The 23265-nt window shown below is 68.0% G+C and carries 19 protein-coding genes; 9 read left to right on the top strand and 10 right to left on the bottom strand.

The window, feature by feature from the left end:
* The coding region (locus tag VKH46_14295) for a CARDB domain-containing protein (protein ID HKB72015.1) at window positions 1-639 on the top strand (639 nt) is incomplete at its 5' end.
* Here VKH46_14295 and VKH46_14290 read toward each other — a convergent pair.
* The 3 genes from VKH46_14290 to VKH46_14280 all read right to left on the bottom strand — a co-directional run bounded on the left by VKH46_14290 (window position 636) and on the right by VKH46_14280 (window position 4028).
* The gene (locus tag VKH46_14290; protein ID HKB72014.1) at window positions 636-2261 is read right to left on the bottom strand and encodes an MFS transporter; all 1626 of its coding nucleotides are present in this window, start codon (window positions 2259-2261) and stop codon (window positions 636-638) included. The genes VKH46_14295 and VKH46_14290 overlap by 4 nt on opposite strands.
* A gap of 322 nt (window positions 2262-2583) precedes the next feature.
* A complete protein-coding gene (locus tag VKH46_14285; GenBank protein ID HKB72013.1) occupies window positions 2584-3090 on the bottom strand; it encodes a DinB family protein in 507 nt (168 codons plus the stop codon).
* The gene (locus VKH46_14280) at window positions 3084-4028 is read right to left on the bottom strand and encodes a fumarylacetoacetate hydrolase family protein (protein ID HKB72012.1); all 945 of its coding nucleotides are present in this window, start codon (window positions 4026-4028) and stop codon (window positions 3084-3086) included. Before VKH46_14280 ends, VKH46_14285 begins: the two co-directional genes overlap by 7 nt.
* 112 nt (window positions 4029-4140) lie before the next feature.
* Here VKH46_14280 and VKH46_14275 point away from each other — a divergent pair, with 112 nt between their 5' ends.
* Genes VKH46_14275 through VKH46_14265 form a run of 3 tightly spaced genes read left to right on the top strand, consistent with a single transcriptional unit; the run spans window position 4141 to window position 7389 of the window.
* Window positions 4141-4893, top strand: a complete 753-nt coding sequence (locus tag VKH46_14275; GenBank protein HKB72011.1) for a methyltransferase domain-containing protein — start codon at window positions 4141-4143, stop codon at window positions 4891-4893.
* Complete coding sequence (locus VKH46_14270) at window positions 4874-6199, top strand: fatty acid--CoA ligase family protein (protein ID HKB72010.1); 1326 nt, start codon at window positions 4874-4876, stop codon at window positions 6197-6199. The genes VKH46_14275 and VKH46_14270 overlap by 20 nt, the downstream gene beginning before the upstream one ends.
* A gap of 53 nt (window positions 6200-6252) precedes the next feature.
* Window positions 6253-7389 (top strand): alanine racemase, encoded by a 1137-nt coding sequence (locus tag VKH46_14265; GenBank protein HKB72009.1) that lies wholly within the window; start codon window positions 6253-6255, stop codon window positions 7387-7389.
* Between the two features lie 308 nt (window positions 7390-7697).
* Here VKH46_14265 and VKH46_14260 read toward each other — a convergent pair whose 3' ends face one another.
* From VKH46_14260 to ruvX, 4 genes are all read right to left on the bottom strand, one after another.
* Window positions 7698-8330, bottom strand: a complete 633-nt coding sequence (locus VKH46_14260; GenBank protein HKB72008.1) for a hypothetical protein — start codon at window positions 8328-8330, stop codon at window positions 7698-7700.
* Window positions 8331-9188: 858 nt separating this feature from the next.
* Window positions 9189-10994 (bottom strand): TonB family protein, encoded by a 1806-nt coding sequence (locus VKH46_14255; protein ID HKB72007.1) that lies wholly within the window; start codon window positions 10992-10994, stop codon window positions 9189-9191.
* Between the two features lie 42 nt (window positions 10995-11036).
* Complete coding sequence (gene mltG / locus VKH46_14250; protein HKB72006.1) at window positions 11037-12077, bottom strand: endolytic transglycosylase MltG; 1041 nt, start codon at window positions 12075-12077, stop codon at window positions 11037-11039.
* Window positions 12074-12490, bottom strand: coding sequence for a Holliday junction resolvase RuvX (gene ruvX / locus VKH46_14245; protein ID HKB72005.1), 417 nt, complete (start codon window positions 12488-12490; stop codon window positions 12074-12076). Before ruvX ends, mltG begins: the two co-directional genes overlap by 4 nt.
* 240 nt (window positions 12491-12730) lie before the next feature.
* Here ruvX and VKH46_14240 point away from each other — a divergent pair, with 240 nt between their 5' ends.
* From VKH46_14240 to VKH46_14220, 5 genes are all read left to right on the top strand, one after another.
* A complete protein-coding gene (locus tag VKH46_14240; GenBank protein ID HKB72004.1) occupies window positions 12731-14698 on the top strand; it encodes a thiamine pyrophosphate-dependent enzyme in 1968 nt (655 codons plus the stop codon).
* Window positions 14695-16995 carry a CocE/NonD family hydrolase gene (locus VKH46_14235; GenBank protein HKB72003.1) on the top strand — a complete coding sequence of 767 codons (2301 nt, stop codon included), beginning with the start codon at window positions 14695-14697 and terminating at the stop codon, window positions 16993-16995. The genes VKH46_14240 and VKH46_14235 overlap by 4 nt, the downstream gene beginning before the upstream one ends.
* A 151-nt stretch (window positions 16996-17146) precedes the next feature.
* Window positions 17147-17356 carry a DUF2905 family protein gene (locus VKH46_14230; GenBank protein HKB72002.1) on the top strand — a complete coding sequence of 70 codons (210 nt, stop codon included), beginning with the start codon at window positions 17147-17149 and terminating at the stop codon, window positions 17354-17356.
* Between the two features lie 46 nt (window positions 17357-17402).
* A complete protein-coding gene (locus tag VKH46_14225) occupies window positions 17403-18002 on the top strand; it encodes a DUF4337 domain-containing protein (protein HKB72001.1) in 600 nt (199 codons plus the stop codon).
* Between the two features lie 2 nt (window positions 18003-18004).
* Window positions 18005-18883, top strand: a complete 879-nt coding sequence (locus tag VKH46_14220) for a lipo-like protein (protein ID HKB72000.1) — start codon at window positions 18005-18007, stop codon at window positions 18881-18883.
* Window positions 18884-19191: 308 nt separating this feature from the next.
* Here VKH46_14220 and VKH46_14215 read toward each other — a convergent pair whose 3' ends face one another.
* The 3 genes from VKH46_14215 to VKH46_14205 are packed head-to-tail and all read right to left on the bottom strand — an operon-like array spanning window position 19192 to window position 22614.
* Complete coding sequence (locus tag VKH46_14215) at window positions 19192-20460, bottom strand: pitrilysin family protein (GenBank protein ID HKB71999.1); 1269 nt, start codon at window positions 20458-20460, stop codon at window positions 19192-19194.
* On the bottom strand, window positions 20457-21770 hold the full coding sequence (locus VKH46_14210; protein ID HKB71998.1) for a pitrilysin family protein: 1314 nt from the start codon (window positions 21768-21770) through the stop codon (window positions 20457-20459). Before VKH46_14210 ends, VKH46_14215 begins: the two co-directional genes overlap by 4 nt.
* A gap of 34 nt (window positions 21771-21804) precedes the next feature.
* Entirely contained in the window at window positions 21805-22614 is an 810-nt protein-coding gene (locus VKH46_14205) for an SDR family oxidoreductase (GenBank protein ID HKB71997.1), read from the bottom strand.
* Between the last annotated feature and the right edge of the window lie 651 nt (window positions 22615-23265).

The following is a 23265-nucleotide window of genomic DNA, read 5'->3' as shown; positions in this document are numbered from 1 at the left end:
ATCAGGGACATTACGTACTGGGACACGACCCAGTCCGCGTTTTATCCGGGCGCCCTGATCCGCTCCGTCACCAATAGTGCCTATTATGACCTCGCGCTATTTACGGGCGATCCCAATTGGCATACGTACTTCTTCTTCGGGGGACCCGGCGGAGCGGGAACCCCGTCCGGTCAGCCGAATTTGAGTCCGTACCGACCGCAAGGCTGGTCGGCGCCGATCGTAATCTCGAAGTCGAGAGGACAAACGACGGACTCGAATCCGCTCTACGCATCCGATGATCTATTTCTCGATTGGGCGATCGCAAACAACGGAGCCGTCGCCACGGTGGGAACGGTGTCCGTGGACCTGTATCTCGACGGCCAACTGAAAAACACGTGGTCGGGCGCCTACTCGGCCTCGCTGGAGCCCGGTTCGTATGTCTCGGCCCGGGACATCGTCATCGGCCGGGTTCCGGCGGGAACTCACGCGATCAAGGTGGTTGCGGATCCGAAGAATACGATTCCCGAAAGCAACGAAGCCGACAATGTCCTGAGCATCACGATCACCATCCAGCCCGCCGCGAATCCATGCGACCCGAGCGTGAATCCCCGTTGCGGTGTGAGAATCATCGTCCCCGAGCCGCGGACGCCGCGGCACTAGCGGGCTGCCCCTTTCTTCACCCCCCTTCGCGCCGCCAGCAGCCCGGCCGCCGCAAGCCCGACGAACACGCCCAGGATCACCGGTTCCGCCAGAGCGAGCCAGCCGCCGGCAGTCGTCGGAGAAAGGAGCCGGAGGAGGCTCCCGGAAAAGTCGAACGGGCGCGGATGGGCGCCCCGCATCGCCTTGAGCGCGTCGAGCAAGGCGGAGAGCACCGTTGCGACGACGACTCCGGCGGCCGCCACCAGGGCGCCGGCGGCTGCGAGCGCTCCGGCCGACACCGGCCCGCGGGGATGGACTTCCTCCCGCTCGAAATCGGGCTCCCTCACGCCCGGCGCAACGAAGCGCGAGAGCATGACGAGGCCGGGAACGGAGGCGGCGATGGTGACGAGGAAGAACGGCGTCCAGCCGACCGCGTCGACGAGGATCCCGGCCGGGGCTCCCGCGAGCGTCCGTCCGAGCGCGAAGACGCTCGCGAAGAGGGCGTACTGGGTCGCCGAGAAGCGCTTCTGCGTCAGGCGGATCAGGAACACGTCGAGCGCGCCGGTCGCCATCCCCTGGCAGGACGTCTCGAGCGCGGTCGCGGCGTACATGAGGATTCGGTTGCCGAGCGGCTGCGCCCCGCCGGCCGCGGCGATCGCGGTGCAGGAGCCGACGGTCGCCGCCGTCACCCGGTCGACCGCGAGATAGCCGACGCAGGCGAGCGCCTGGAGGACGCCGAAGACCCAGAGGGCTCGCCCCACGCCCAGACGCTGCGTGAGCGCCGCTCCGAGGATCGTCCCGGCGATCGTGCAGACGAGGCCGATCGTCGCCGTCGCGACACCGACGTCGGCCGGCGAGAAGCACTTCTCGATGAGGAAAGGCCGGATGAGGGCCGTCGCCATGTTGTCGCCGAGCTTGTAGAGGAGGATGAAAGCGACGATCTCCGGGGCGCGCGGCTTTCGGAAGAGCGAGACGAACGGATCGAAGACGGCCGCCTTCAGCGTGGAAGGCGGGCGGATCCGGGCCGGCGGCTCCGGAGAGGCGACGACGACGGCCGCCAGCGGGACGAACAGCAGCGCGAGGATGACGAAGACCGTCGACCACCCCACTCTCTGCCCGACTGTGATCGAGACGGCCCCCGCGACGAGCATCGCGATCCGGTAAAAGGCGACTCGGCCGCCGACGGCCACGCCGAGCTCGTCCTTCTCCAGCACTTCCACCGCGTAGCCGTCGATCGCGATGTCCTGGCTCGCCGAGCAGAACGCGATGAAGATCGCGATCGCGGCGACCGCCGGGACCGACGGGTCCGCGCTCTGGCGCGCGAGCATCAGGATCCCCGCCGCGAGAAGCAGCTGGAACAAGAGCATCCACGACCGCTTCCGGCCGAGCAACGGCAGCCGATAACGGTCCATGAGCGGCGCCCAAAGGAACTTCAGCGTCCACGGCGCCTGCGCGAGCGTGAAGAGCCCGATCGTCCGGATGTCGACGCCCCGGTACTTGAGCCACGCCGGAAGCGCGATCCAGACGAGGCCGAGCGGCAGACCCGAAGAGAAGGACTGCAGGACGACCGCCCCGACCCGCCACGATCCGAACGCCGCGCGAAGGCTGCGAAGCGTTCCGACGCGCTTGTTCACCGAGGTCATTGAAAAATTCTGATCACGCGGAACGGCGGCGTCGGTTGCCAGGCGATACGCATCGGGATCCTCTTATGAAGAGAATACAGTGAGCGCGGATCTCGAGACATCGTGGTGCCGGGAAGGTCCCCTCGAGAGATATCGAGGAGGACATCGGCGCTCGGGCCCATCGCATCGCGGAGGACCCTCCGCGAAGTAACCGAGCGGAGGTCCCGCGATGCGGGAGCGAAAGCGCGAGCGAGGGGGTGACACCTGGCGCGGTCGAGTCGCTCGTTGGACGAGCCGCGCAGGCGTCACGCGCTTCGGGTCCCCGAGCAAGCTTTCGCGACGGTCACTCCTGAGAGGTGTTCACGATCGCCCAGAACACGAGGTCGGTCGCTTTCGGCTCGTACCCGAGCATCCGGACCATCGACGCGATCTGGCCTCGGTGATACGAGGCGTGGTTGACCGCGTGGCGGAAGACCGCCCAGACGGGCACTTTCTTCGTCTTTCCCTGGAGATTCGTGTACGCGAGGATCTTCTCGCGATCCTCCGCGGTCGAGCTCCGGACGCGCCCGGCGAGCGCCGTGTCCGCCGCGTGGAGCATCGCGACGGCGTCGTCGCGGCGCGGCAGATCGGCCCCGGTCAGCAGCCGCTCGGGGGACCGCCCGCCGAGCCGCTCGTCCCAGGCCCGCGTGGCGGAGGCGAGATGCGCGAGCGTGTCGGCGACCGACGGCCACCCGCCGCCGAGGACGCGCGCGTACTCCTCTTCCGAGAGCGTCTCGACGGAAGCGATCATCCGGTCGTTCGCCCAGGAGTTGTAGGCGTACAGATCGTCGAGCCCGTCGCGTATCAACATCGGGGATCCTCGACGATCCGGTGCGTCAGCGTCCCGAGGCCCTCGACCGACAGCGAGATCGCGTCCCCCGGATGCAGCCACTGGTCGTGCGTGATCTTCGAGCCGTTCAACTCGAGGAAGCAGCCGGTCCCGACGGTCCCGGAGCCGATCACGTCGCCGGGGAAGAGCGTGACGCCGTCGCCGGCGCGCTCGAGGATCTGCGCGAACGTCCAGTGCATGTCGGCGGCGTCGCCCCGCGACACGCGAACGCCGTTCACCTCGGCCGTCATCCCGGCGTGGAGGACGTTGCCGGCGGCTGAAGGCGTCAAGCGGTCGGCCAGCTCGTCGCGGGTGACGAGCCACGGCCCGATCGCGGTCGCAAAGTCCTTCCCCTTGGCGGGGCCGAGGTTCAGCTTCATCTCTTCCATCTGGAGAGCGCGCGCGGAAAAGTCGTTCATGATCGCGTAGCCGAAGATCGCGTCGTCCGCCTCCTCGAGGGTCGGGTTGCGAACCTCGCGTCCGACGACGGCCGCGACCTCGAGCTCGAAGTCGAGCCTTTCGAGGCGCCGCCTTCCGACGCGGAGCTCGCCGGGGCCGATCACCGCCTGGTGGTTCGTGAAGTAGAAGACCGGAAAGCGGTCGAACTCCTCGATCATCGGGAGACCCCGGTTGCGCCGGGCGGTCTCCACGTGCTGCCGGAAGGCGTAGCCGTCGCGCATCGAGGGAGGCCGCGGGATCGGAGCGAGGAGCCGTGCCTCCGACAGCGGGACGATCGCGCGGTCGGGAACGGGCCCCGCGACGACGCTTCGCGCGACCGGCAGCAGCGCCGGCGAGCGGCGGACGAGCTCGAGCATCGGCACGTCGAGCTCCGGCACGAGAGCGCCGAACGGGACGATCCCCTGTTCGGCGACCGCGCCGATCGACTCGCGTCCGCCGCGCTCGAACGTGACGAGCTTCATCGGAGAGATTCTACAATCCGTCTCGGTCGAGATACCGGCGCTGGCGGGCCGCATCGCGATCGAGTTGCGGAGCGTCCGACCGCGCTGATAGATTGCCGGACGGAACCATCGCATGTCCGAATACACGACGATCTTCGACGCCCGGGGCGGCCACTACAACCTCGCCAACCACCGCTTCCCGGCCGCGCGGGCGGAGGAGGCGCGCGCGATGCTCGCGCACCTCGCCCTCGCGGAGCGGCCCGGCGGGCCATGGCTCGATCTCGCGGCCGGAGGAGGGTATCTCGCCGAACGCGCGCGAGGCGAGGGGGTGGATCGGCCCGCCGTCGCCTGCGACGCTTCCCTGCCTTTCCTGCTCGAATCGACCCGATACCGCGGGAGAACCGTCTCGCAGTACGAGAGACTGCCCTTCGCGGACCGGAGCTTCGCGGCCGCGGGCTGTCTCGCCGCCCTCCATCACGCCGACGATCCCGCCGCGATCGCTTCCGAGATGCTGCGCGTGATCCTTCCCGGCGGCCGGGCCGCGGTCGGCGACGTCGCACCGGGATCCGCGCCCGCCGCTTTCTTGAACGATTTCGTGGACCGCCACACCGACACGGGTCATCACGGGCGATTCACGCCGGCGGAGCGCTACCGGGACGCGTTCGCCGCCGCCGGAGGACGGAGGGTGCGGGCGGAAGTCGTCGATCTCGCGTGGCGTTTCCCGTCGCGCTTCGCCGCGCTCGAGTTCGCCCGCGAGCTCTTCGGCCTGCGCCCGGCGACGAGCGACGCGGAAATCGCGTCGGCTCTCGATGGCCTGGGACTCGCGGAAACCGGCCTCGACGCGGTGCTTCCCTGGAGGATGATCTTTGTCTCCGCCGAACGCTGAATCCTGCGTTCTCGACGCGCTGCAGGCCGCGGCGCGGCGTTCTCCCGGGAAGACCGTGCTGCGGCGCGGGGCGGACGCGCTCACCTACGACGGCCTCCTTCGGGAGATCGACCAGCGGGCCGCGCGCATCGCCTCCCGCGAGGGATGGGTCGCGCTCGACGCGAACGACCCGATCGCTTTCGTCGCCGACTTCTACGCGGCCCGGGTGGCGAACCGCGGCGCGGTCGCCCACGGCGCGCAGATTCCGGTCCTCCTGCGGGAGAGGCGCGAGGACCTTCTCGTGCGCTGGCGTCCGGCGGCCGGCGCCGACCGAACGGTGTTCTTTTCTTCGGGGAGCGTCGGCGACGGGAAGCCGGTCCCGCTCGGGGACCGGGAGCTCCTCGCGGCGGCGGGCGGGTATCCCGCTCCGCCCGAGATCGAGCCCGGCGACCGGGTGGCGGTCGGAGTGTCGACCGCGCACGTCTTCGGATTCGTCCGGGGAACCCTCCACCCGATCTCGCTCGGCGCGGAGGTCGTCTTCTTCTCGCCCCGCCGCGATCCCCTGGCGGAAGCCGAGGCGCTCGGAGCAACCGTCGTGCTGCTCGCCGGACCGCATGTCGCGCTTGCCGGGCGCCCCTCCCGCCGCGCGCGGCTCCGGGCGGTCTTCTCGGGAGGCGGAACGCTCTCGGAGGATGCGGTCGCCGCCGTCGAGGGGCGCCGCGGAGTGCCGGTGCGGCTCGGGTACGGGCTGACGGAATCGGCGGGGCTCGGCTCCCGGCAGCGCCTTTCGGAGAAGCGCCGTCCGGGAACGAGCGGCCGTCCGGCGACGGGCCTCTCCGTCGCGATCGTCGATCCCGAGACGGGCGCCGAGCTCCCGGCGGGACGCACCGGCGAGATCCGCCTCGCCGGGGAATCCGTCTTCCCGGGGTATGCGGGGGATTCCGCGCCGAACCCCTTCGACGAACGAGGACGACTCGCCACCGGAGACCTGGGGTTTCTCGACGAGCAGGGAGAGCTCGTCGTCCGCGGCCGCCGCGAGTTCTCGATCGTCATGCAGGGAAGAACCGTCTGCGCCGAGGAGATCGAGAGCGCGATCGGCGAGCTTCCGTCGATCTCGGACGTCGCCGTCGCGCCGCACGGGGAGGGGTTCGCGGTCGTCTTCGTCCCGCGCTCCGGCGAGGATGCGGCGGCCGATACGATCCGTGACTTCGTGCAGCGGCGCCTTCCGGCTTTCGCTCGCCCGAAAAAAGTCGTCGCGGTGGAGGCGCTGCCGCGAAATCCGTCGGGCAAGCTCGACCGGCGCGTCATCGCGTCGTGGCTCGCGTGATTCCGTCGCGGGAGCTGGCTCGGAGACCCGGAGCGCGTGACGTCGTGGCTCCGATGACGGGCGTGACTGCGATCCCCGCCGCGCCGACGCCCTTCTACCTGTACGAGCCGGAGCGGCTCGCTCACGCCGCCCGGCGATGGAAGGAGGCCGCCGCGGGGAGAGCGCGGCTGTTTTATCCCTACAAGACCAACCGGCATCCCGCGGTTCTCGACTTCCTCGCGCGGGAAGGCTTCGGCGCCGAGATCAACATCGAGGCCGATCTCCCCGAGGCGCTCGCCCGGGGAATCTCCGGCGACCGGCTCCTCGTTCAGGGTCCGGCGAAGACGGAGGAGCTGGTCGACCGGGTCATCGCCGAAGAAGGCACGCTCGTCGCCGACGGGGCCGAAGACCTCGCGCTCATCCTCGCTCGGGCGCGCGCCACCGGGCGGCCGGCGCGATATCTCCTGCGGCTCCGAACGCCCCAGGCGCGTGTCGGTCAGCGGGCCTTCGGCATCGGGCCGGCCGACGCGCTGGTCCTCGCCCGCCGCGCCGTCGGCCGCGGCGCGCCGCCTCTCGGAATCGCCTTCCATCTCGGCACGGGCATTCCGAGCTCGGCGCCGTACCGCGCCTCCCTGCGATCCGCCTCCCGCACGGCGCGCGCGCTCCGCGGCCTCGGCGCGCCCCCCGCGGTCGTCGACGTCGGCGGCGGCTTCAGCTCGCCCGCGGAATCCCGGTTCGACGACCGGGGCCGCCCGCTCCGCGCGGCGTGGACGGACCCGGAGACGATCGTGCGCGACCTTTCCGCCGACGCTCGGCGCTCGATCGGCGGCGCCGACGTCTGGATGGAGCCGGGCCGCGCGATCGTGGCGGAGGCCTTCCGGCTCGTGTGCCGCGTGCTGCGCGTGCGCGGCGGCCGGGAGGTCTTCGTCGACGCGAGCCGGATGGCTCACGGCTTCTTCATCGCGCGCGGGCGTCATCCGGTCTCGTTCTTCCCGCGCCGAAGGGGGCGCGCCGTCGATCTCGTCATCGCGGGACCCCTCGGAACCGACCTCGACGTCCTCGTCCGCCGCCAGCACGCCGTCGCCCCGAAAGAAGGGGACCGCGTCGTCTTCGCCGGGGTGGGCGCTTACAACCTGATCGCGGCGAACGAATGGGCGGGGCCGATTCCCCCGGTGATTGAGTGGCCCGCGCGGTGTCCTGTCGCGCCGTAGCCCTGGCGTAGGCGGATGCATCGAGACGTCCGCCTCCGCCGTGCCGAGCTGCGGAGCGATCGGGTTGTGAGCTCGCGGAGCTGAATCGGCGGGTCGTTGGCAACGGTATCGCGCCGAAGCTTCACTGAAGGCGGAGGCGGGCGCGCGCCTGACCGCGCTTTCGGGTTCTTCCGAACTGAGTCTCGCCTCCGATCGAACTTATCGTCGACACCCGCCTCTGTCATTCCCGCGAAAGCGGACATCGACGTCCCAGCCCAGAGGCTGGATCCCAGACTTCGACGCCGACCGCCTTGGTCCACCACGATGATCTACGGAGCCATCATCGCCTTGATCTTGGCACACTCCTGCGAATCCTCGATGAGACGGGTATGCGCCTCATATGGCTTGAGTGTGCCAGGGCCGTTGTTCAATAGATCGTCGATCGACGCGCTGGCGGCCCCCATTTCTGGAAGACTCTTCTCCGCAAACTGGTAGAAGCTCAAGAGCAGGCTCCTGAAATCTTCTGGCGACTTCTGAAATTCCTTTCTCGCTCGGTCTATCAGCTCCTTCCCCCTCGTCTGTCCATCATCAATTCCCGCAATGTACTCGCGGTTGATTACGTAGATCACGGGAAGTGGCTGATTCTGTTTGTAGAAGATCAGACTTGAAAAGACTTCCATCTCGCGGGTTCCTTGAGCGAAGCGAATCGTGTATCCGGGAAAGTATTTATGGTCGTTTTCAACCGCCAGAATCGTGCCCGCCGGATCGCGGAAGAGAGCGGTACTGCCATCCGGGGTCACTTGGAAGTACGCAACATCTCCCGTAGGCGCCGATACCTCATAGAGCTTCGGTTCATCCGACCGCCTCTTTGGACCTGAACTGGAGCCCGCGCTAGCGAGATGACCCTGAGAGATCAAAATGGTGGCGAAGAGCGCTACAACCTGATGGATTCCGAATCTCATCGCAAATCCTCCTGGTTAAGAGTTGATCGGGATCGCTAGATAGCGTTGCAATCGAAATCCGTTTCGCAATTCGCATTACAGATCATCTTGTTTTCCCATGCCTGTTGTCTGCACGCCGTCTTCGCTGCGCCCGTGAGAGTGTCGCACTCCGAGACGTCATCCCAATACTGATCGTCGCAAGCCTGCTTGCATTCAAGGCAGTCGGTGTAGGCATGTGCTGCGGCAGAAACGAACAACATGATCCCAAGGAACGCGCCGAGCCGACCGAGTTTCTTCCTCATAGCCATTTCCTGACATTCGGGGACTATCCCCCAATTAGAACATCGCGAAAAGGCGAAAAAGGGGACACAGCAAGTCCACAAGTTTTCTAAGTAATTGAATGTACTATCCGCGCAACTGGGGACGGTCCTTTCTTTCATTCATCCGAGACCGCCTGCCGCCCGTTCTCATGCTTGACAGTCCTGGAGCACACTCCTGCCCGGCTCGAATGCTTCGGCACGCCAGTTTCACCCTCCAGACACGAAAAGAGCCGCACTCAGTTCCGAACCACCCGAAAGCGCGGCGAGGCGCGAGCCCGACGGGATGCGGGCTGCTGGCCGGCGGCGAAGGCGTACCGATAGCCGTACGTCTAGCCGCCGGCCGGGAGCACGCGCCCGCCCGGCTCGATGCATCGGCACGCCAGCCTACGAATTTCGTCAAGGAGCCACGGTGTCAGTCCTGAAAACGTTGAGACGTGCCGAGGCGCGAGCCCGACGGGATGCGGGCTGCCGGCCGGCGGCGAAGGCGTACCGATAGCCGTACGTCTAGCCGCCGGCCGGGAGCACGCGCCCGCCCGGCTCGATGCATCGGCACGCCAGCTTACAAAACGAAGGGGATGGGGATCGTCATCCACGTCTTGACGGCCACCCCGTTCTTCGTCGCGGGCCGGAACGTCCATTGCCGGACGGCTTTCTGGGCGGCCTGCGTGAGTCCCATCCTCCCGCCCGCCTCGCGCACCGTCCGCACGTCGGCCACATGGCCGGTCTCCGTCACGAGCACGCTCAGGACGACCGTCCCGCTGATGTTCATGCGCCGCGCGACGGGCGGGTACTCCGGCTTGACGACGGCCGCGATCTCCGGCGGCCGGTCGACGTCGGAGATCGGGACGAGGTCTCCGCGGTTGACCGTCGGGGCGGCCGGGGCGCCTCCGGCCGGAATCGCCGTCGGGCGGATATTCCCAAGCGGGGCCGGCGCGGCCGTCCGTGCGGGCGCGCCGCCGGGGAGGGCGATCGGTTTGGGGGTGGAGATCGTCGGCTCGATCGCGGCGGGAACGGGCTTGAGCGAGGCCGCCCGGGCCTGGGCTTCGGCGCGGACCTGTTTGGTCTTCTGCTGCTCCTCGAGCTTCTTGACCTCTTCGTCCAGACTGCGAGCGACTTCCTCCTTGAACTGATCGGGGGTCATGCCGGTCGTGGGAGGGGCCGGCGCCGGCGCCGGCGCTGCAGCCGCCACCGGTTTGGGCGCCGCCCGCACCGGAACGGCGACCGGTTTGGGCGCCTTCAGGCTCAAGAGATAACCGGAGACCGCGAGGACGGCGACGGCAATGACCGAACCGACCGCAATCTTCACGGCCGGCGACTTCGCGGGCTCAGCCGTCTCCACCGCCGCGACCGGAACGCCGAAGCGCGGCGCCACGACGAGCCGCGGCGGGCGGGCGGTGACCGCCGGCCGCGGGTACTTGAGCGCATCGAATGCAGACTCTTCGTTGCGCTTCTTCTGCTCCTCCGCAATCTCGTGCCTCAGCAGATTCGTCAGGAAGAACGCGAAGTTGAAGGTCGACGGCGCGTATCTTCCGGAAAAGAGGAGCTTGCCGAGCTCGCGGCGGAGCGCTCCCGCCGTTTCGTACCGGGCGTCGGGAGAGTGCGAGAGCGCCACCTTGAGAACGGCGGAGATGTCCGGCGGAATCGGCTCGCCCGAGCCGAGCATCTTCGCCGAAGAAACCGCATCGGCGGCGCGCGATTCCGGAGGAGGCGCGCCGGCGAGGAGGGCGTGGAGGATCGCCGCGGTCGAATAGACGTCCCCCGTCTTGGTCGCCTTGCCGGAGACCCGCACTTCGGGCGCGAGGTAGGGGCCGAGGAGCCTCTGGACCGCCGGCGTCCGGTGCGACGCGAGCACGCCTTCCGACAGTCCGAACCCCACCAGCCGCGTCTCCCCCTCGTCGGTGATCTCGACGAAACCGGGCCACACGAGGCCGTGGAGCGTCCGCTCTCCGTCGATGAGGCTGTTGTAGGCGTGGTCGAGCCCGGTTGCGATCTTCTCGGCGATCAAGAGCGAGTGCTCGGGAGGAATCGGGAAGGGCTTCGCGCGGGACGCCTCCATCAGCGCATCGAGCGTGCGGCCGCCCGCCTCGCGGTACGCGAGGAACGCGTCCCCCTCGACGGAGTCGAGCTCGACGTCGCGGGCGATCGTCGGATTCTTCAGAAAGTCGTGAACCGCGCCGTTCTGCTCGATCGCGATCAGGATCGGCTCCGAGTCGAGGCCGGGCGCGTCGAACACCCGCAGCCGGAAGAACGCCTGGGCGTCCTCGATCTTTCGCGCGCGATAGACCTTGCCGAGCGCGTCCGCTCCGAGCTTTTCGGTCAGCAGATACGACCCGAACAGCCGCGGGATCAGCTCGTTTTCGGCCATGGGGGATGGTGCGGGGAAGGTAGCACGCGTCTTGGGCCAGCGTCAATGCGGCAGTGGCGCCGCTTCCGCGTCCGCCGCGTTCGCGCGGCTCTTCGCGATCATCGCGAGATGGTCCGCGTACGTGCGGGAAAAGTAGTGGCCGCCGTCGCCGCGCGCGACGAAGTAGAGATCCGCGCTCGGGGCCGGCGTCACGGCAGCCTCGAGCGCCGCCGCTCCCGGATTGCAGATCGGCCCGGGCGGGAGCCCGGCGTAGAGATACGTGTTGTAGGGAGAGTCGACCTCGAGATCCGACCGGCGAAGATGTCCCGTCCATTCGTGGCGCTCCTGGAGGGCGTAGATCACCGTCGGATCGCACTGGAGCCGCATCCCGAGCTTCAGGCGGTTCAGATATACCGCGGCGACGTGCGGGCGCTCGTCGGGAAGCGAGGTTTCCTTCTCGACGAGCGAGGCGACCGTCACCGCGTCGCGGATCGCGAGCCCGAGCCCCTCGGCGCGCCGCGCGAGCTCGGGCGTGAAGTGCCGCCGGAAGTTCTCGACCATTGTCGCGACGACCTCGCGGGTCGGCGTCGACCTCGTGACGACGTACGTGTCGGGAAACAGAAACCCCTCGAGATCGGGGGTCGGGAGCGGCGGCCCCGGAAGCAGGTTCGGCTCGCGCGACGCGCGGTGGAAGCCCTGCTCGGTCCCGATCCCCTGCTGGACGAAGAGCGCGAAGCATTCCGCGTTCGTCGAGCCCTCCGGAACGATGACGACGTGCCGCACGACCTCACCGCGTTCGAGCAGGTCGATCGCGCGGTCGAGCGTCTCGCCCGGCGAGAACGAGTATTCCCCCGCGCGGAGCGGCACGCCGTGCCGAAAGACCCGGTAGTAGATCTCGGCGAGGATGGCGTCGCGGGCGATTCCTTTCGCGTGCAGCGTTCGGAAGATCTGGCGCGTGGGCGTGCCGATCGGGAACTCGATCACGACGCGTCCGGCCGCGCCGGGCCGGCGCGGAGCGCGGATCCATCGATAACCGGTCGCCAGGGCGACCGTCGCGAGGAGCCCCAGAACGAAGACGATACGGCGTCCGCGATGCCGGCTCATCGTTCCCGTTCGCCGAGCCGATCGCCGCTCCGAGCCCGCGCGGAGAGGAAGTCCTCGAGGATCACGGCCGCCGCCGCGGCGTCCGTCTCCGAGGAGGGATACCGCTCGAGGGCCGCCCGCGACGTCAGGTGCTCGTCGACGAAGGCGACCGGAAGCGCGAGCGATTCCGACAGCTTCCGCGCGAAAGAGCGGACCCGGGGGGCCAGGGCGTTCTCCCGGCCGTCGGCGTGGTGCGGAAGGCCCACGACGAGGCCCTCCACTTCCTCCCGCCGGGCGAAGTCGGCGATTTCGTCGATGGCCCGGCGGTCGCTCGCCCGGCGCACCGTCCGCCGCGGGGTCGCGAGCGAGCCGGTCGCGTCCGAGGTCGCGAGCCCGATCCGCCGCTCTCCGAAGTCGATGGCGAGGTACCGCACCGAAAAAGAATAGCCGAGAAATCTGGTAAATTGCCGGGGAGGTCCGGCGGCGCCCCCGGCGCGCCGGAGAGGGGAACAATGGCGATCGAACAGGAAACCCGCGAGCCCGGGGTCGCGAAGCCGCCGCGGAGAGCCGCGGCCGCCGCATCGGCGAGGCCCGCATCGAACGCTCCGGCGGCACGCGCGGCCGACGCTCCGGCGAGACCCTCCCCGGAGGCCGCCCGGGAATGGTACCGGCTGATGCAGCTCGGCCGCACGCTCGACGACAAGGCCCCGAACTACTTGAAGCAGGGGCTCGGATGGAGCTACCACGCGCCGAATGCCGGCCATGACGGCATCCAGCTCGCTCTCGGCCTGACCTTCCGGCCCGGGCGAGATTACCTGTTCCCGTACTACCGCGACCTCACGACCTGTCTCGCGGCCGGGCTGACGGTCGAGGAGATCCTCTGGAACGGCATGTCGAAGGCGACCGACGTCGCCTCGGGCGGCCGCCACATGTCGAATCATTTCGCCAAACCCGAGATCGGGATCCAGAACACGTCGTCGGCGGTCTCGAACCACGCGCAGCACGCGGCGGGCCTCGGCCGCGCGGTCAAGTACTACGGCCGGGATTCGATCGTCTTCTGCTCGATCGGCGAGTCGTCGACGTCGGAAGGCTACTTCTACGAAGCCGTCAACGGCGCGAGCCGGGAGAAGCTCCCGGTCGTTTTCGTCGTCCAGGACAACGGCTACGGCATCTCCGTGCCGAAGGCGGAGCAGACCGCCAACGAGTACGCTTCCGACAATTTCCGCGGGTTCGCCAACGTCACGGTGATCCATGCCGACGGGACCGACGCGTTCGACTCGTTCCGCGCCATGCGGGAGGCGGTCGCCTGGGCGGCCGCGGGCCGCGGGTGCGCGATCGTCCACGCGACCTGCGTCCGCATCGGCCCCCACTCGAACTCCGACCGCCAGGAGCTCTATCGCTCGCCCGACGAGCTCGCGGCCGCCCGCGCCGCCGACCCTCTCCCGAAGCTCCGCCGCCGCCTGGTCGACGACGGATTGGCGACCGAGGCGGAGCTGTCGGCGATCGACGCGGAGAACGCCCGGGTCTACGACGAGGCGGCCGACCGCGCGCGGAAAGCCCCCGATCCCGACCCCGCCACGATCTTCGAGTTCGTCGTACCGGAGCCGTGGACGCCTTCCGACGCCGACGGGAACCCGGACGGAAGCGGCGACGAGCTTTCGCTGCTCCAGGCGTTGAACGCGACGCTCAAGGAAGAGTTCCGCGCCAACCCGGACACGTTCCTGTGGGGCCAGGACGTCGCCAACAAGGAAAAGGGCGGCGTCTTCAACGTCACGAAGGGGATGCAGCAGGAGTTCGGCGGGAAGCGGGTGCACAACGCGCCGATCGCCGAGGACTACATCGTCGGGACGGCGAACGGTTTCTCGCGCCTCGACGACAAGATCCGCGTGGTGATCGAGGGCGCCGAGTTCGCCGACTATTTCTGGCCCGCGGCCGAGCAGATGGTCGAGCTGTCGCACGAGTACTGGCGCACCCGCGGAAAGTTCTCGCCCAACGTCACGATCCGGCTCGCGTCGGGCGGCTACATCGGCGGCGGGCTCTATCACTCCCAGAACATCGAAGGATGGCTGACGACCCTTCCCGGGATCCGCGTCGTCGTCCCCGCGTTCGCCGACGACGCCGCGGGATTGCTGCGGACGGCGATCCGCTCGCGCGGCGTGACGGTGTATCTCGAGCCGAAGTTCCTCTACAACCTGCCCGCCGCGCGCGCGAAGGTCCGGCCGGGGTTCGCGGTGCCGTTCGGAAAGGCGCGGACGCGGCGCAGCGGCACGGATCTGACGATCGTCGCGTACGGGACGCCGGTCCATTTCGCCCTCGAAGCCGCCGCCGCGCTCGAGAAGGAGGGAAAGAGCGTCGAGGTGATCGACCTGCGTTCCCTCGTCCCGCTCGACATCGAGACGGTCCTCGCGTCGGTGAAGAGGACGAGCCGCGCGCTCGTCGCCCACGAGGACAAGGTGCACGGCGGGTTCGGCGGAGAGGTCGCCTCGCAGATCCAGCAGGCGGCGTTCGCCTGGCTCGACGCCCCCGTCGGACGCGTTGGCTCGACGTTCACGCCGGTCGGTTTCAGCCGGATCCTCGAGCGGGCAATTCTGCCGAGCGCCGAGAAGGTGCTCGCGGCCGCAAAACAGGCGCTGGAGTATTGAACCGGACTATTCTCTCTCTCGCGGGTCTCGCGACGTTTCTGACCGCGATCGTCGGCGCCGCGCAGCAGCTCGATTTTCCCGCCGCGGCGGCCGAAGACCCCGCGGCGCTTTCCCGGGCGATGCCCGGGTTGGCGAAAAAGGTCATCGCCGACTATCGAGACGACGACCGTACCCGTTATCTCGACAACCTGTTCCGGCTCCAGATGGTCGCCGGCGATTCTGTGGGCGCTGCCGAGAACCTGGCCCGGTTGCGCGCGCTGTCCGCCAACGGCAGCTCGCCCCGGGCCGTCGCCAAGGACGTGCCGTACGAGATCTTCCTGCGGGCCAGGCTCATTCAGGTCAGGGATGGCTCATCGTTCAACGCCTCCTTCGCGCGCGCTTTCCGGAAGACGTTCGCTGAACTGGACGACGAGGTTTCGGCCCTGGTCGCGAGAGCGATGAGTCCATATTCGGCGGGCATGAGCCTGCACGTTCCCATGGAGGAAGATCTGCGCGCGGAGCTCGCCCGGCGAAAGGGAAAGGCCGGAATTTCGCTGGCCGGCGCCCTGCGGTTGAGCCGCGCGTATCAGGTGGTGGAGACCTACCGGGCCATGGCTCCATTGACGGAATCCTTGATCGCCGAGGACGATCACCGGCGTTACGTCGTGGAGAGGGACCTTCCGGTTCGAGCTCCCGGCGGTTCGACGGTCTGCGCGCTCATCGTCCGTCCGAAAGCCTCATCCGGACGCCTTCCCGCGCTTCTCGAGTTCACGATCTACGCCGACGCGAACGAGAACCTGAGCGAGGCGCGGCGAGCGGCCTCGCACGGTTATGCCGGCGTCATCGGCCTGACGCGCGGCAAAGGTTGCAGTCCCGACAAGCCCGTTCCCTACCGGCACGACGGCGCCGATTCAGCGGCCCTCATCGACTGGATCGCCGCTCAGCCCTGGAGCGACGGACGCGTCGGCATGTACGGAGGCAGCTACTCGGGATTCACTCCGTGGGCGGCGGCCAAACACATGCCGAAAGGCCTCAAGGCGATGATGGTTGGGGCACCCGCGGCTCCCGGCATCGACGTGCCGATGGAAGGCAACGTGTTCTGGAACTTCGTCTACCCCTGGCCCTTTTACACGACCGACAATAAGACGCTCGACAACGCGACTTACTCCGACAGCACCCGCTGGGAGAAGTTGAACCACGACTGGTATGTGAGCGGCCGGCCCTACCGGGACCTCGACAGGATCGACGGAACGCCCAACCCCGTCTTCGACGAGTGGATCGCCCATCCGGAGTATGACGCCTACTGGCAGAGCATGATCCCGTACAAGAAGGAGTTCGCGCGGATCGACATCCCCGTCCTGACGACGGCCGGCTATTACTACGGGGGACCCGGCGCCGCCATTTACTATTTCCGCCAGCACCACCAATACAACCCGAAGGCCGAGCACTATCTCCTGATCGGTCCGTACGATCACTTTCAGGCCCAACGCGGGACGGTCGGGCTCCTCGGGGGCTTCTCGACGGTCCTCGCGGGATACCGGCTCGATCCGGCGGCGCAGATCGACATGGGAGAGCTGCGCTACCAGTGGTTCGACTACGTTCTTCGGGGTGGACCCAGACCCGCCCTCTTGAAGGACAACGTGAATTATGAAGTGACCGGGGCCAACGCGTGGAAACACGCCGCCTCGCTGGCGGCCATGGCGGATCACTCCTGGCGCCTCCACCTGAGCGCGGAGAAAGCCGGCAGGACCTACCGCCTGAGCGAGAAGAGCCCTTCCGACGCTGTCCTCACGCAGACCGTGCGGCTTGCCGACCGCACCGACGCGGATCGAAAGGCTCCGGGAGGCGGCGTCCAGGACAAGGCCGTCGACGTCGCGAATGGTCTCGAGTTCGTGAGCGATCCCCTGGACAAACCCATCGAGCTCTCCGGCCTGTTCTCGGGACGGCTCGATTTCGTCACGAACAAGAAGGACTTCGATTTCGAGATCGACCTGTACGAGCGGACCACGGCCGGCGACTACATCCAGCTCGCGCCTTATTGGGCGCGGGCCAGCAACGTCGCCGATCCCGCGCATCGCCGGCTCCTGACGCCGGGCAAGCGCCAGACCCTCGATTTCCGGAGCGTTCGATTGATGAGCCGCCGGCTCGCGCCGGGCAGCCGGGTCGTGGCCGTCTTGAGCGTCATCAAGGAACCGGGACGACAGATCAATTACGGAACGGGAAAAGACGTCAGCGACGAAACGATCGCGGACGCCACGGAGCCCCTGCGAATCCGATGGTTCGGCGACAGCGATCTCGACCTGCCGGTCGGGCGCTGAGACCTTCACGATATCGGCTCGTTCCCAGGATGGGGGACGCTCAACCCGGAGGATTTCCAGGACATCCCCGATCTGTCGGTCCACGACGGGACCTGATCCGGGAACCGCGCGATCACATCCTTTTCTGCCCACGGGCGGTACCATGTCGTCGATGGGCGATCTCGGCAGGCTTTTCGTCTTCGCGGGCCTCGCGCTCGCGGCGGCCGGAGCCGTTCTGCTGGTCGCGGGACGGCTCGGCGCCCGCCGGTTTCCGGGCACGCTCGTCGTCTCGGGCCGGCACGGAACGTTCGTCTTTCCCATCCTGCTCTGCGTCCTGCTGTCGATCGTGCTGACGATCGTCCTCTCGCTGTGGCGAAGATGAGAGGCCGGGGAGCGCTCCCCTCCCCGCCGCTATAATCGTTTCCGCCATGCCCGAGACCCCGGAGATCGACGCCCCGCTCGACCGCCTTCGCGAATCGATCGACGAGGCGCGCGAAGAGGAGCGCGAAGACCGGAAATTCCTCCGCCGCATCTCGGTCTCGACCGCGCTCATCGCCGTTCTCGCCGCGGTCGCGGCGCTCCAGGCGGGCGGGACGATCAACGAGGCTCTGCTCGAGAAGAACGAGGCGATGGCGGTCCGCAACGAAGCCTTCGATCTCTGGGCGCAGTACCAGGCCAAGGGAATCCGGTCGGCGTTGCTCAAGCAGGAGAAGCAGACCCTCATCTCGCTCGACCGGGTTCCGCAGGCGAGCCTCGACCAGGACATCGCGCGCTACCAGAAGGAGCAGGACGAGATCGCCGCCGACGCGCGGCGCCGCGAAGACGGCGCCCGCCGCCATTCGGAGGAGGCCGAACATTTCACGCATCGCCATCACCGGTACGCGTCGTCGGTCGCGCTGATGCAGGTCGCCGTCGCGCTGTCGGCGATCGCCGCCCTTTCGAAGAACCGCTCGCTGTGGGGCCTGTCGCTTCTGGTCGCCGTATGCGGCGCCGCGCTCTTCGCGGACGGGTTCCTCCTTCTCTTCTGAGCATGCGAACCCCTCGGCAGACCTTCACGGACTGGATGGTCCGGGTCCTGACGCGCCCGCGCCGGATGTATCGGCGCTACGGCGAGAACGACCTCGTGGCCCTGAAGAAACACATCCGGAGGGCGGACGTGATCCTGATCGACGGCGACCAGCGGGTGTCGCAGGCGATCAAGACGCTGACGACCTCCTCCTGGTCGCACAACTGCGTCTACATCGGCGACGAGATCCTCCGGCGGGACCATCCTCTGCGCCGCGAGGTCGAAGAGAAGTTCGGACGCGAGGCCCGGCATCTCGTGATCGAGGCGCTCGTGGACCAGGGCGTGATCGTTTCGCCGCTCTCGAAGTACGCCCGGTTCAACATCCGGATCTGCCGCCCGCACCGGCTGCGTCCGGAGGACGCGAGGATCGTCGTCGACGATCTCATCTCGAAGATCGGCCTGAAATACGACATCAAGAACTTCACCGACCTCGCCCGATATCTGCTCCCCTTCCATCTGATCCCGGCGCGGTTCCGCGAAGACGCTCTTCATCTGGGGAGCGGGTTGGCGACCGAGACGATCTGCTCCTCGATGACCGCCGCGGCGTTCCAGAAGGTCGGGTTCCCGATCCTGCCCGGCTACAAACCGGACCGGCCGAAGACGCCCGGCGAGCGGTTCAAGGCGGCGCTCCTCGGACGGCGCACCCGGCGGGCGTACACGGGGATCTTCCAGGCGCGCCACCCGACGCTCGTCGTCCCGCGGGATTTCGACCTGTCTCCCTATTTCGAGATCGTCAAGTTCAACGTGATCGAGGAAGGGAACTTCGACTATCGGCGGATGCGATGGGACGCCGACGACTCGACCATGAGCGCGACGCTGCCGGATGTTTCGGTGAAGATTTAGTCGAAAGGCAGAAAGTCGAAAAGTCGAAAAGTCGAAAAGTCGAAAAGTCGAAAATACACGACATTTGGTGCCCACTCCGCGACGGGGAACCGTTGGCTGGAGACGGCGATGGGCACGCCAGCTTCCGGCCCTGCGACCCTGAAGGACAGCCGAGAAGGAGGTCCGCGATCTTGAGAGGCAGCAAGCGATCGGGCGCACACAATGCCGGAAGCGCGGCGACCATCCGATGACCTCTCCCTTGGGGAGAGGAAGCCGCATACTCGCGGCAGGTGAGGGCCCCGCGTCAGGAGGCGCGAGCCGTGCTGCCGTTACAACTCGCCGGCGGCGACCTCGACCAATTCTTCCGGCCGGATATGAGCCTTGACGGCCGCGTTCACCTGCTCCCGCCCGATCGCGTCGACCATCGACGGGAACGCGTCGAGATATCCGACGCCCAACCCGTACGTCTCGGCCATGTCGAGAGCGCCCGAGATCCCGGAGTTCGACGCGAGGTCGACCTTGAACTTCCCCGTGCGCGAGCGCTTCTCGTCGGCGAGCTCCTTGTCCGTGATCCCGCCGGTGAGAAACTCCGACAGGACGGCCCGCGACGAAGCCACGGCCCGTTTCAGGTTCGCCGGAGCGACCGTCAGGGAGATCGCGAACGGGCCGGAGAAGCGCCCCGCGGACATCCGGGCGTTGATGCCGTACGTCAGCCCCTCCGTGTCGCGCACCCGCAGCCCGAGCCGGGAGGAGAGCGTCGACTGGCCGAGCGCCGCCACGCCGAGAGTCGTCGCGAGAAAGTCGGGATCGGTCCGCCGCAGGCGCGAGTCGTGGGCGAGGAGCACGTCGGCATTGACCTTTTCCTTCATGCGGACGATCTCGGAGCGCGTTTTCGGCGGCAGGACGGCCGGGACCTCGAGCGGCGGCGCCGCTCCCCCCGGAAGCCGGGAGAGCCGTTGCGCGAGGTCCGCCGCCGCCTCTTCGCGATCGAGGTCTCCGACGATCGCGAGGACGAGCGTCGAGGCGCGGTAGAAGCGCTCGTGGAACGCGTGGAGCTCGTCGGCGGTCGCGCTCTCGATCGCGGCGACGATCTCGTCGGCCGTCTCGGCGAAGTACGGATGGCCAGGGGGGTAGATCAGACGCGACGCCGCCGTCGAGGAGCGCCACCCGGTCTGGTCGGAGAGCTGGCGTACGGCGCCCGTGAGGCGCTCCTTCTCGCGCGCGAGCTCGTCGGGAGGGAACGACGGCTCGGCGAGCATCTCGACGAGCGCATCGAAGGCGAGCGGCCGGTCCCGGGAGAGGCAGGAGAGCGAAATGTCCATCGTGTCGGGATCGCCGCCGGAGGCCGAGAACGAGATCGAGACCCCGCGGTTCTCGAGCTCGCCGGCGAGCTCGAGCTTGGAGCGCCGCCGCGTGCCTTTCTCCAGCATCTGGGCGGTGAGCGCCGCGAGGACCGGATTGGACTGCGGAGAATGCGCCGAGCCCGCGCGGAGCGTGCCGGAGAGCGCGAGCGTCGGGTTGAAATGGTTCTCGAGAGCGAGGATCGTCGTGCCGTTTTCCGCTTCCCGGCGGTGGGTGCGCTCGGCGAACGTCTTCACGCGGCCTCCGCTTCGATTTTCGGCACGAACCAGCCGACCGTCGCGAAATCCTCGTGGAAGTACGTCCGGGCGACCCGCGCCACGTCGGCGGCGGTCACTTTCTGGATGTTCTCGAGGTAATCGACGTACCAGTGCCAGTCGGCGACGGCGATCGCCTCGGTGAGGCTCCCCGCCACCTGGTCGGTCGTGTCGCGCTCGAAGATCACGTCCGCCTCGATCTGGTTGACCGCCTTCTGGACCTCGTCCTCCGTCACGCCGTCCCGGACGACGGCCGCCACCTGATCTCGGAGGATCTTCTCGGCGCGGGCGTGCGGGGTCCCCGGCGCGAGCGCCGCGAACATCGAGAACAGGGCCGGATCGCGCAGCTGCCACGAGATCGCGTTGACGGAGATCGCGAGCGAAGGCTCGACGAGCGCCTGGTAGAGCCGGGAGGTCATGCCGCTCCCCAGGACGTTGCCCAGCACCGCGAGCGGGTACGCGTCGGGGTGCGACGCCGAGACCGACCGGAACGAAAGCGCGACCCAGCCGATCTGTCCCGCCCGGCGGACGATGAACCGCCGCTCCCCCTGCTGCGGCGGCTCCTCCGTGTACGTGCGCGGGATCGGGTGCGCCGCCCGCGGGATCGCGCCGAACTGCGCGTCGATCCGCGCGAGCGCGTCGGCCTCCTCGAAGTCCCCGATCAGGATCGCCGTCGCGTTGTCCGGGTGGTAGAACGTGTCGTAGAACTCCTTCAGCCGCGCCGTCGACATCCCTTCGATGTCGCTCTTCCAGCCGATCGTCGGATGATGGTACGGGTGCTCGCGGAAAGCGACGGCGAACGTCTCCTTGTACATCACCTGGAACGGGCTGTTCTCTCCCCGCTCGAACTCGTTTCGGACGACCGTCATCTCGGGGATCCGGTCGCCGTCGCGGATGAACGAGCCGCGCATCCGGGACGCCTCGATCCGAAGCGCGAGCTCGATCTGGTCCGACGGCACGGTCTCGAAGTAGTTCGTGCGGTCGAACCACGTGGTCGCGTTGAACCGGGCGCCGACGGACTCGAGCGTGGCGGCGATCTGCGTGCCGCGGTCCCGGTTGAACTCCGCCGTTCCCTTGAACATCATGTGCTCGAGCAGGTGCGTCGCTCCCGTGTGGCCGACCGCCTCGTGGCGCGAGCCCACTCGGTAGACGACGCAGAACGTCGCGACCGGCGCGATCCGGTTGGCGAGCAGCAGCACCTGCAGGCCGTTGACCCGCAGCCGGAGCTCCCGGATCTCCCCCTTCTCCTCGATGAAATCGAACGCCGGATGCGGCGAAGCCGCTGTCGCCATCGTGCCTCCTGGTCGTGTGGAAAAAGAACGGGAATCAGCTCCCGCCGGCGATGTCCTCTCCCCCGTCGACGCCGATCACGTTCCCGGAGATCCATCGGGTCTCGCCGGCGCAGAGCGCCACGAGCGCGCCGGCGACGTCCTGCGGGGTCGTCAGCCGTCGGGCGGGGTGAAAGGCGAGGACCCGCTGGATCATCGCCTCGTTTCCGGGGATTTTCCGGAGCGCGGGGGTGTCGGTCACGCCGGCCCGAATCGCGTTGGCGCTGATGTTCTTCGGCGCGAGCTCGACGGCGATCTGGCGGATGTGCGACTCGAGCGCGCACTTGGCGGCCGAGACCGCGCCGTAGGCCGGCCAGACGATGTGGTCCCCCGCCGAGGTCATCGCGAAGATCTTCGCGGACTCGGCGAACAGGTCGTTCAAATAGAGGTCCTGCGTCCAGTAGACGAGGGAGTGCGCCATCACGTCGAGGGTCATCTCCATCTGCGGCTTGGCCATCGACGCTTCCCGGGTCTCGCCGAAGAAGGGCTTCAAGGTGCCGAACGCGAGCGAGTGAAGCAGCACCGTGACCCGCTTCGATTTCTCCGTTTCGGCGAGCGCCTTCTGGATCTCGGCGACAACCTCGGCGCGTTTGCCCTCGTCGGCCGCGTTGACGTTGTAGAACTCGGCGCGGACGCCCTCCGCGCGGATCGCCGCGATGATCTCCTCGACGTGCGGAATCGTCGCCTTCCGGTCGAGATGGACGCCGAAGATGCTCCACCCTGCGGCCGCGAGCGCTCGCGAGCAGGCCTCGCCGAACCCCGACGAGGCCCCCAGGACGAGCGCCCAGCCCCTGTTGTTATCGGTCATGGCGTCGACAGTCTATCGCACGTCTCTGGGAGAGGACAGTCTACGGAAATCGTCCGGCGATTCCCGCAGCCCTGCGACAACGGCGAATCAGAATCACTGAGCATCCAGCGCTTACTTAGGAACTCGCGGCGGCGATGGACGATCAGGCGCGGCGCTCCCACGGCGACGCGAGAGGACCGTTTCAGTTTTGAACCGGGCGGAGGCGCGGCCGGGGGCGAGCCAGACGTGCACCCACAGACCGCCGGCCCCGAAGGCGTACTGACGGCCCGCACGTCGAGCCGCCGGCCGGTGGCACGCGCCCTCCTTCGCTGAAGCTTCGGCGCGATCCTATTGGCATCGACAGCCGCTGCGGCCCGCGCGAACTCACAACCGATCGCGCCGTAGCTCGTCAGAGCGGAGGCGGACCGGCTCGATCTTGTCGCGCCGTAGCCTCGGCGAAGGCGGATGCATCGCCGCGCTTGCCTACGGTATGTAGCCGCGCATCGTCTGTCGTTTCGGGACAAGCTGAAAGCGCGACGAGGCGCGAGCCCGGCGGGATGCGGGCGTCCGACCCGCGGCCGCGGCGTACCGATGAGCGTACGGTAAGGCCGCGGGTCGCGGCGCACGCGCCCGCCCGGCTCGATGCATCGCCGCGCTTGCCTACGGTATGTA

The organism is Thermoanaerobaculia bacterium (assembly GCA_035260525.1).
GTDB lineage: Bacteria > Acidobacteriota > Thermoanaerobaculia > UBA5066 > DATFVB01 > DATFVB01.
The sequence above is the reverse complement of the archived record's forward strand: the minus strand, read 5'-3'. Positions and strand labels throughout refer to the sequence as shown.

What these genes read in the sequence shown, in the direction of transcription:
- VKH46_14290 (HKB72014.1), bottom strand. Translation starts at nt 2,261, where the DNA reads ATGACCTCGGTGAACAAGCGCGTCGGAACGCTTCGCAGCCTTCGCGCG.
- VKH46_14285 (HKB72013.1), bottom strand. Translation starts at nt 3,090, where the DNA reads ATGTTGATACGCGACGGGCTCGACGATCTGTACGCCTACAACTCCTGG.
- VKH46_14280 (HKB72012.1), bottom strand. Translation starts at nt 4,028, where the DNA reads ATGAAGCTCGTCACGTTCGAGCGCGGCGGACGCGAGTCGATCGGCGCG.
- VKH46_14275 (HKB72011.1), top strand. Translation starts at nt 4,141, where the DNA reads ATGTCCGAATACACGACGATCTTCGACGCCCGGGGCGGCCACTACAAC.
- VKH46_14265 (HKB72009.1), top strand. Translation starts at nt 6,253, where the DNA reads ATGACGGGCGTGACTGCGATCCCCGCCGCGCCGACGCCCTTCTACCTG.
- VKH46_14260 (HKB72008.1), bottom strand. Translation starts at nt 8,330, where the DNA reads ATGAGATTCGGAATCCATCAGGTTGTAGCGCTCTTCGCCACCATTTTG.
- VKH46_14255 (HKB72007.1), bottom strand. Translation starts at nt 10,994, where the DNA reads ATGGCCGAAAACGAGCTGATCCCGCGGCTGTTCGGGTCGTATCTGCTG.
- mltG (HKB72006.1), bottom strand. Translation starts at nt 12,077, where the DNA reads ATGAGCCGGCATCGCGGACGCCGTATCGTCTTCGTTCTGGGGCTCCTC.
- VKH46_14240 (HKB72004.1), top strand. Translation starts at nt 12,731, where the DNA reads ATGCAGCTCGGCCGCACGCTCGACGACAAGGCCCCGAACTACTTGAAG.
- VKH46_14230 (HKB72002.1), top strand. Translation starts at nt 17,147, where the DNA reads ATGGGCGATCTCGGCAGGCTTTTCGTCTTCGCGGGCCTCGCGCTCGCG.
- VKH46_14225 (HKB72001.1), top strand. Translation starts at nt 17,403, where the DNA reads ATGCCCGAGACCCCGGAGATCGACGCCCCGCTCGACCGCCTTCGCGAA.
- VKH46_14220 (HKB72000.1), top strand. Translation starts at nt 18,005, where the DNA reads ATGCGAACCCCTCGGCAGACCTTCACGGACTGGATGGTCCGGGTCCTG.
- VKH46_14210 (HKB71998.1), bottom strand. Translation starts at nt 21,770, where the DNA reads ATGGCGACAGCGGCTTCGCCGCATCCGGCGTTCGATTTCATCGAGGAG.
- VKH46_14205 (HKB71997.1), bottom strand. Translation starts at nt 22,614, where the DNA reads ATGACCGATAACAACAGGGGCTGGGCGCTCGTCCTGGGGGCCTCGTCG.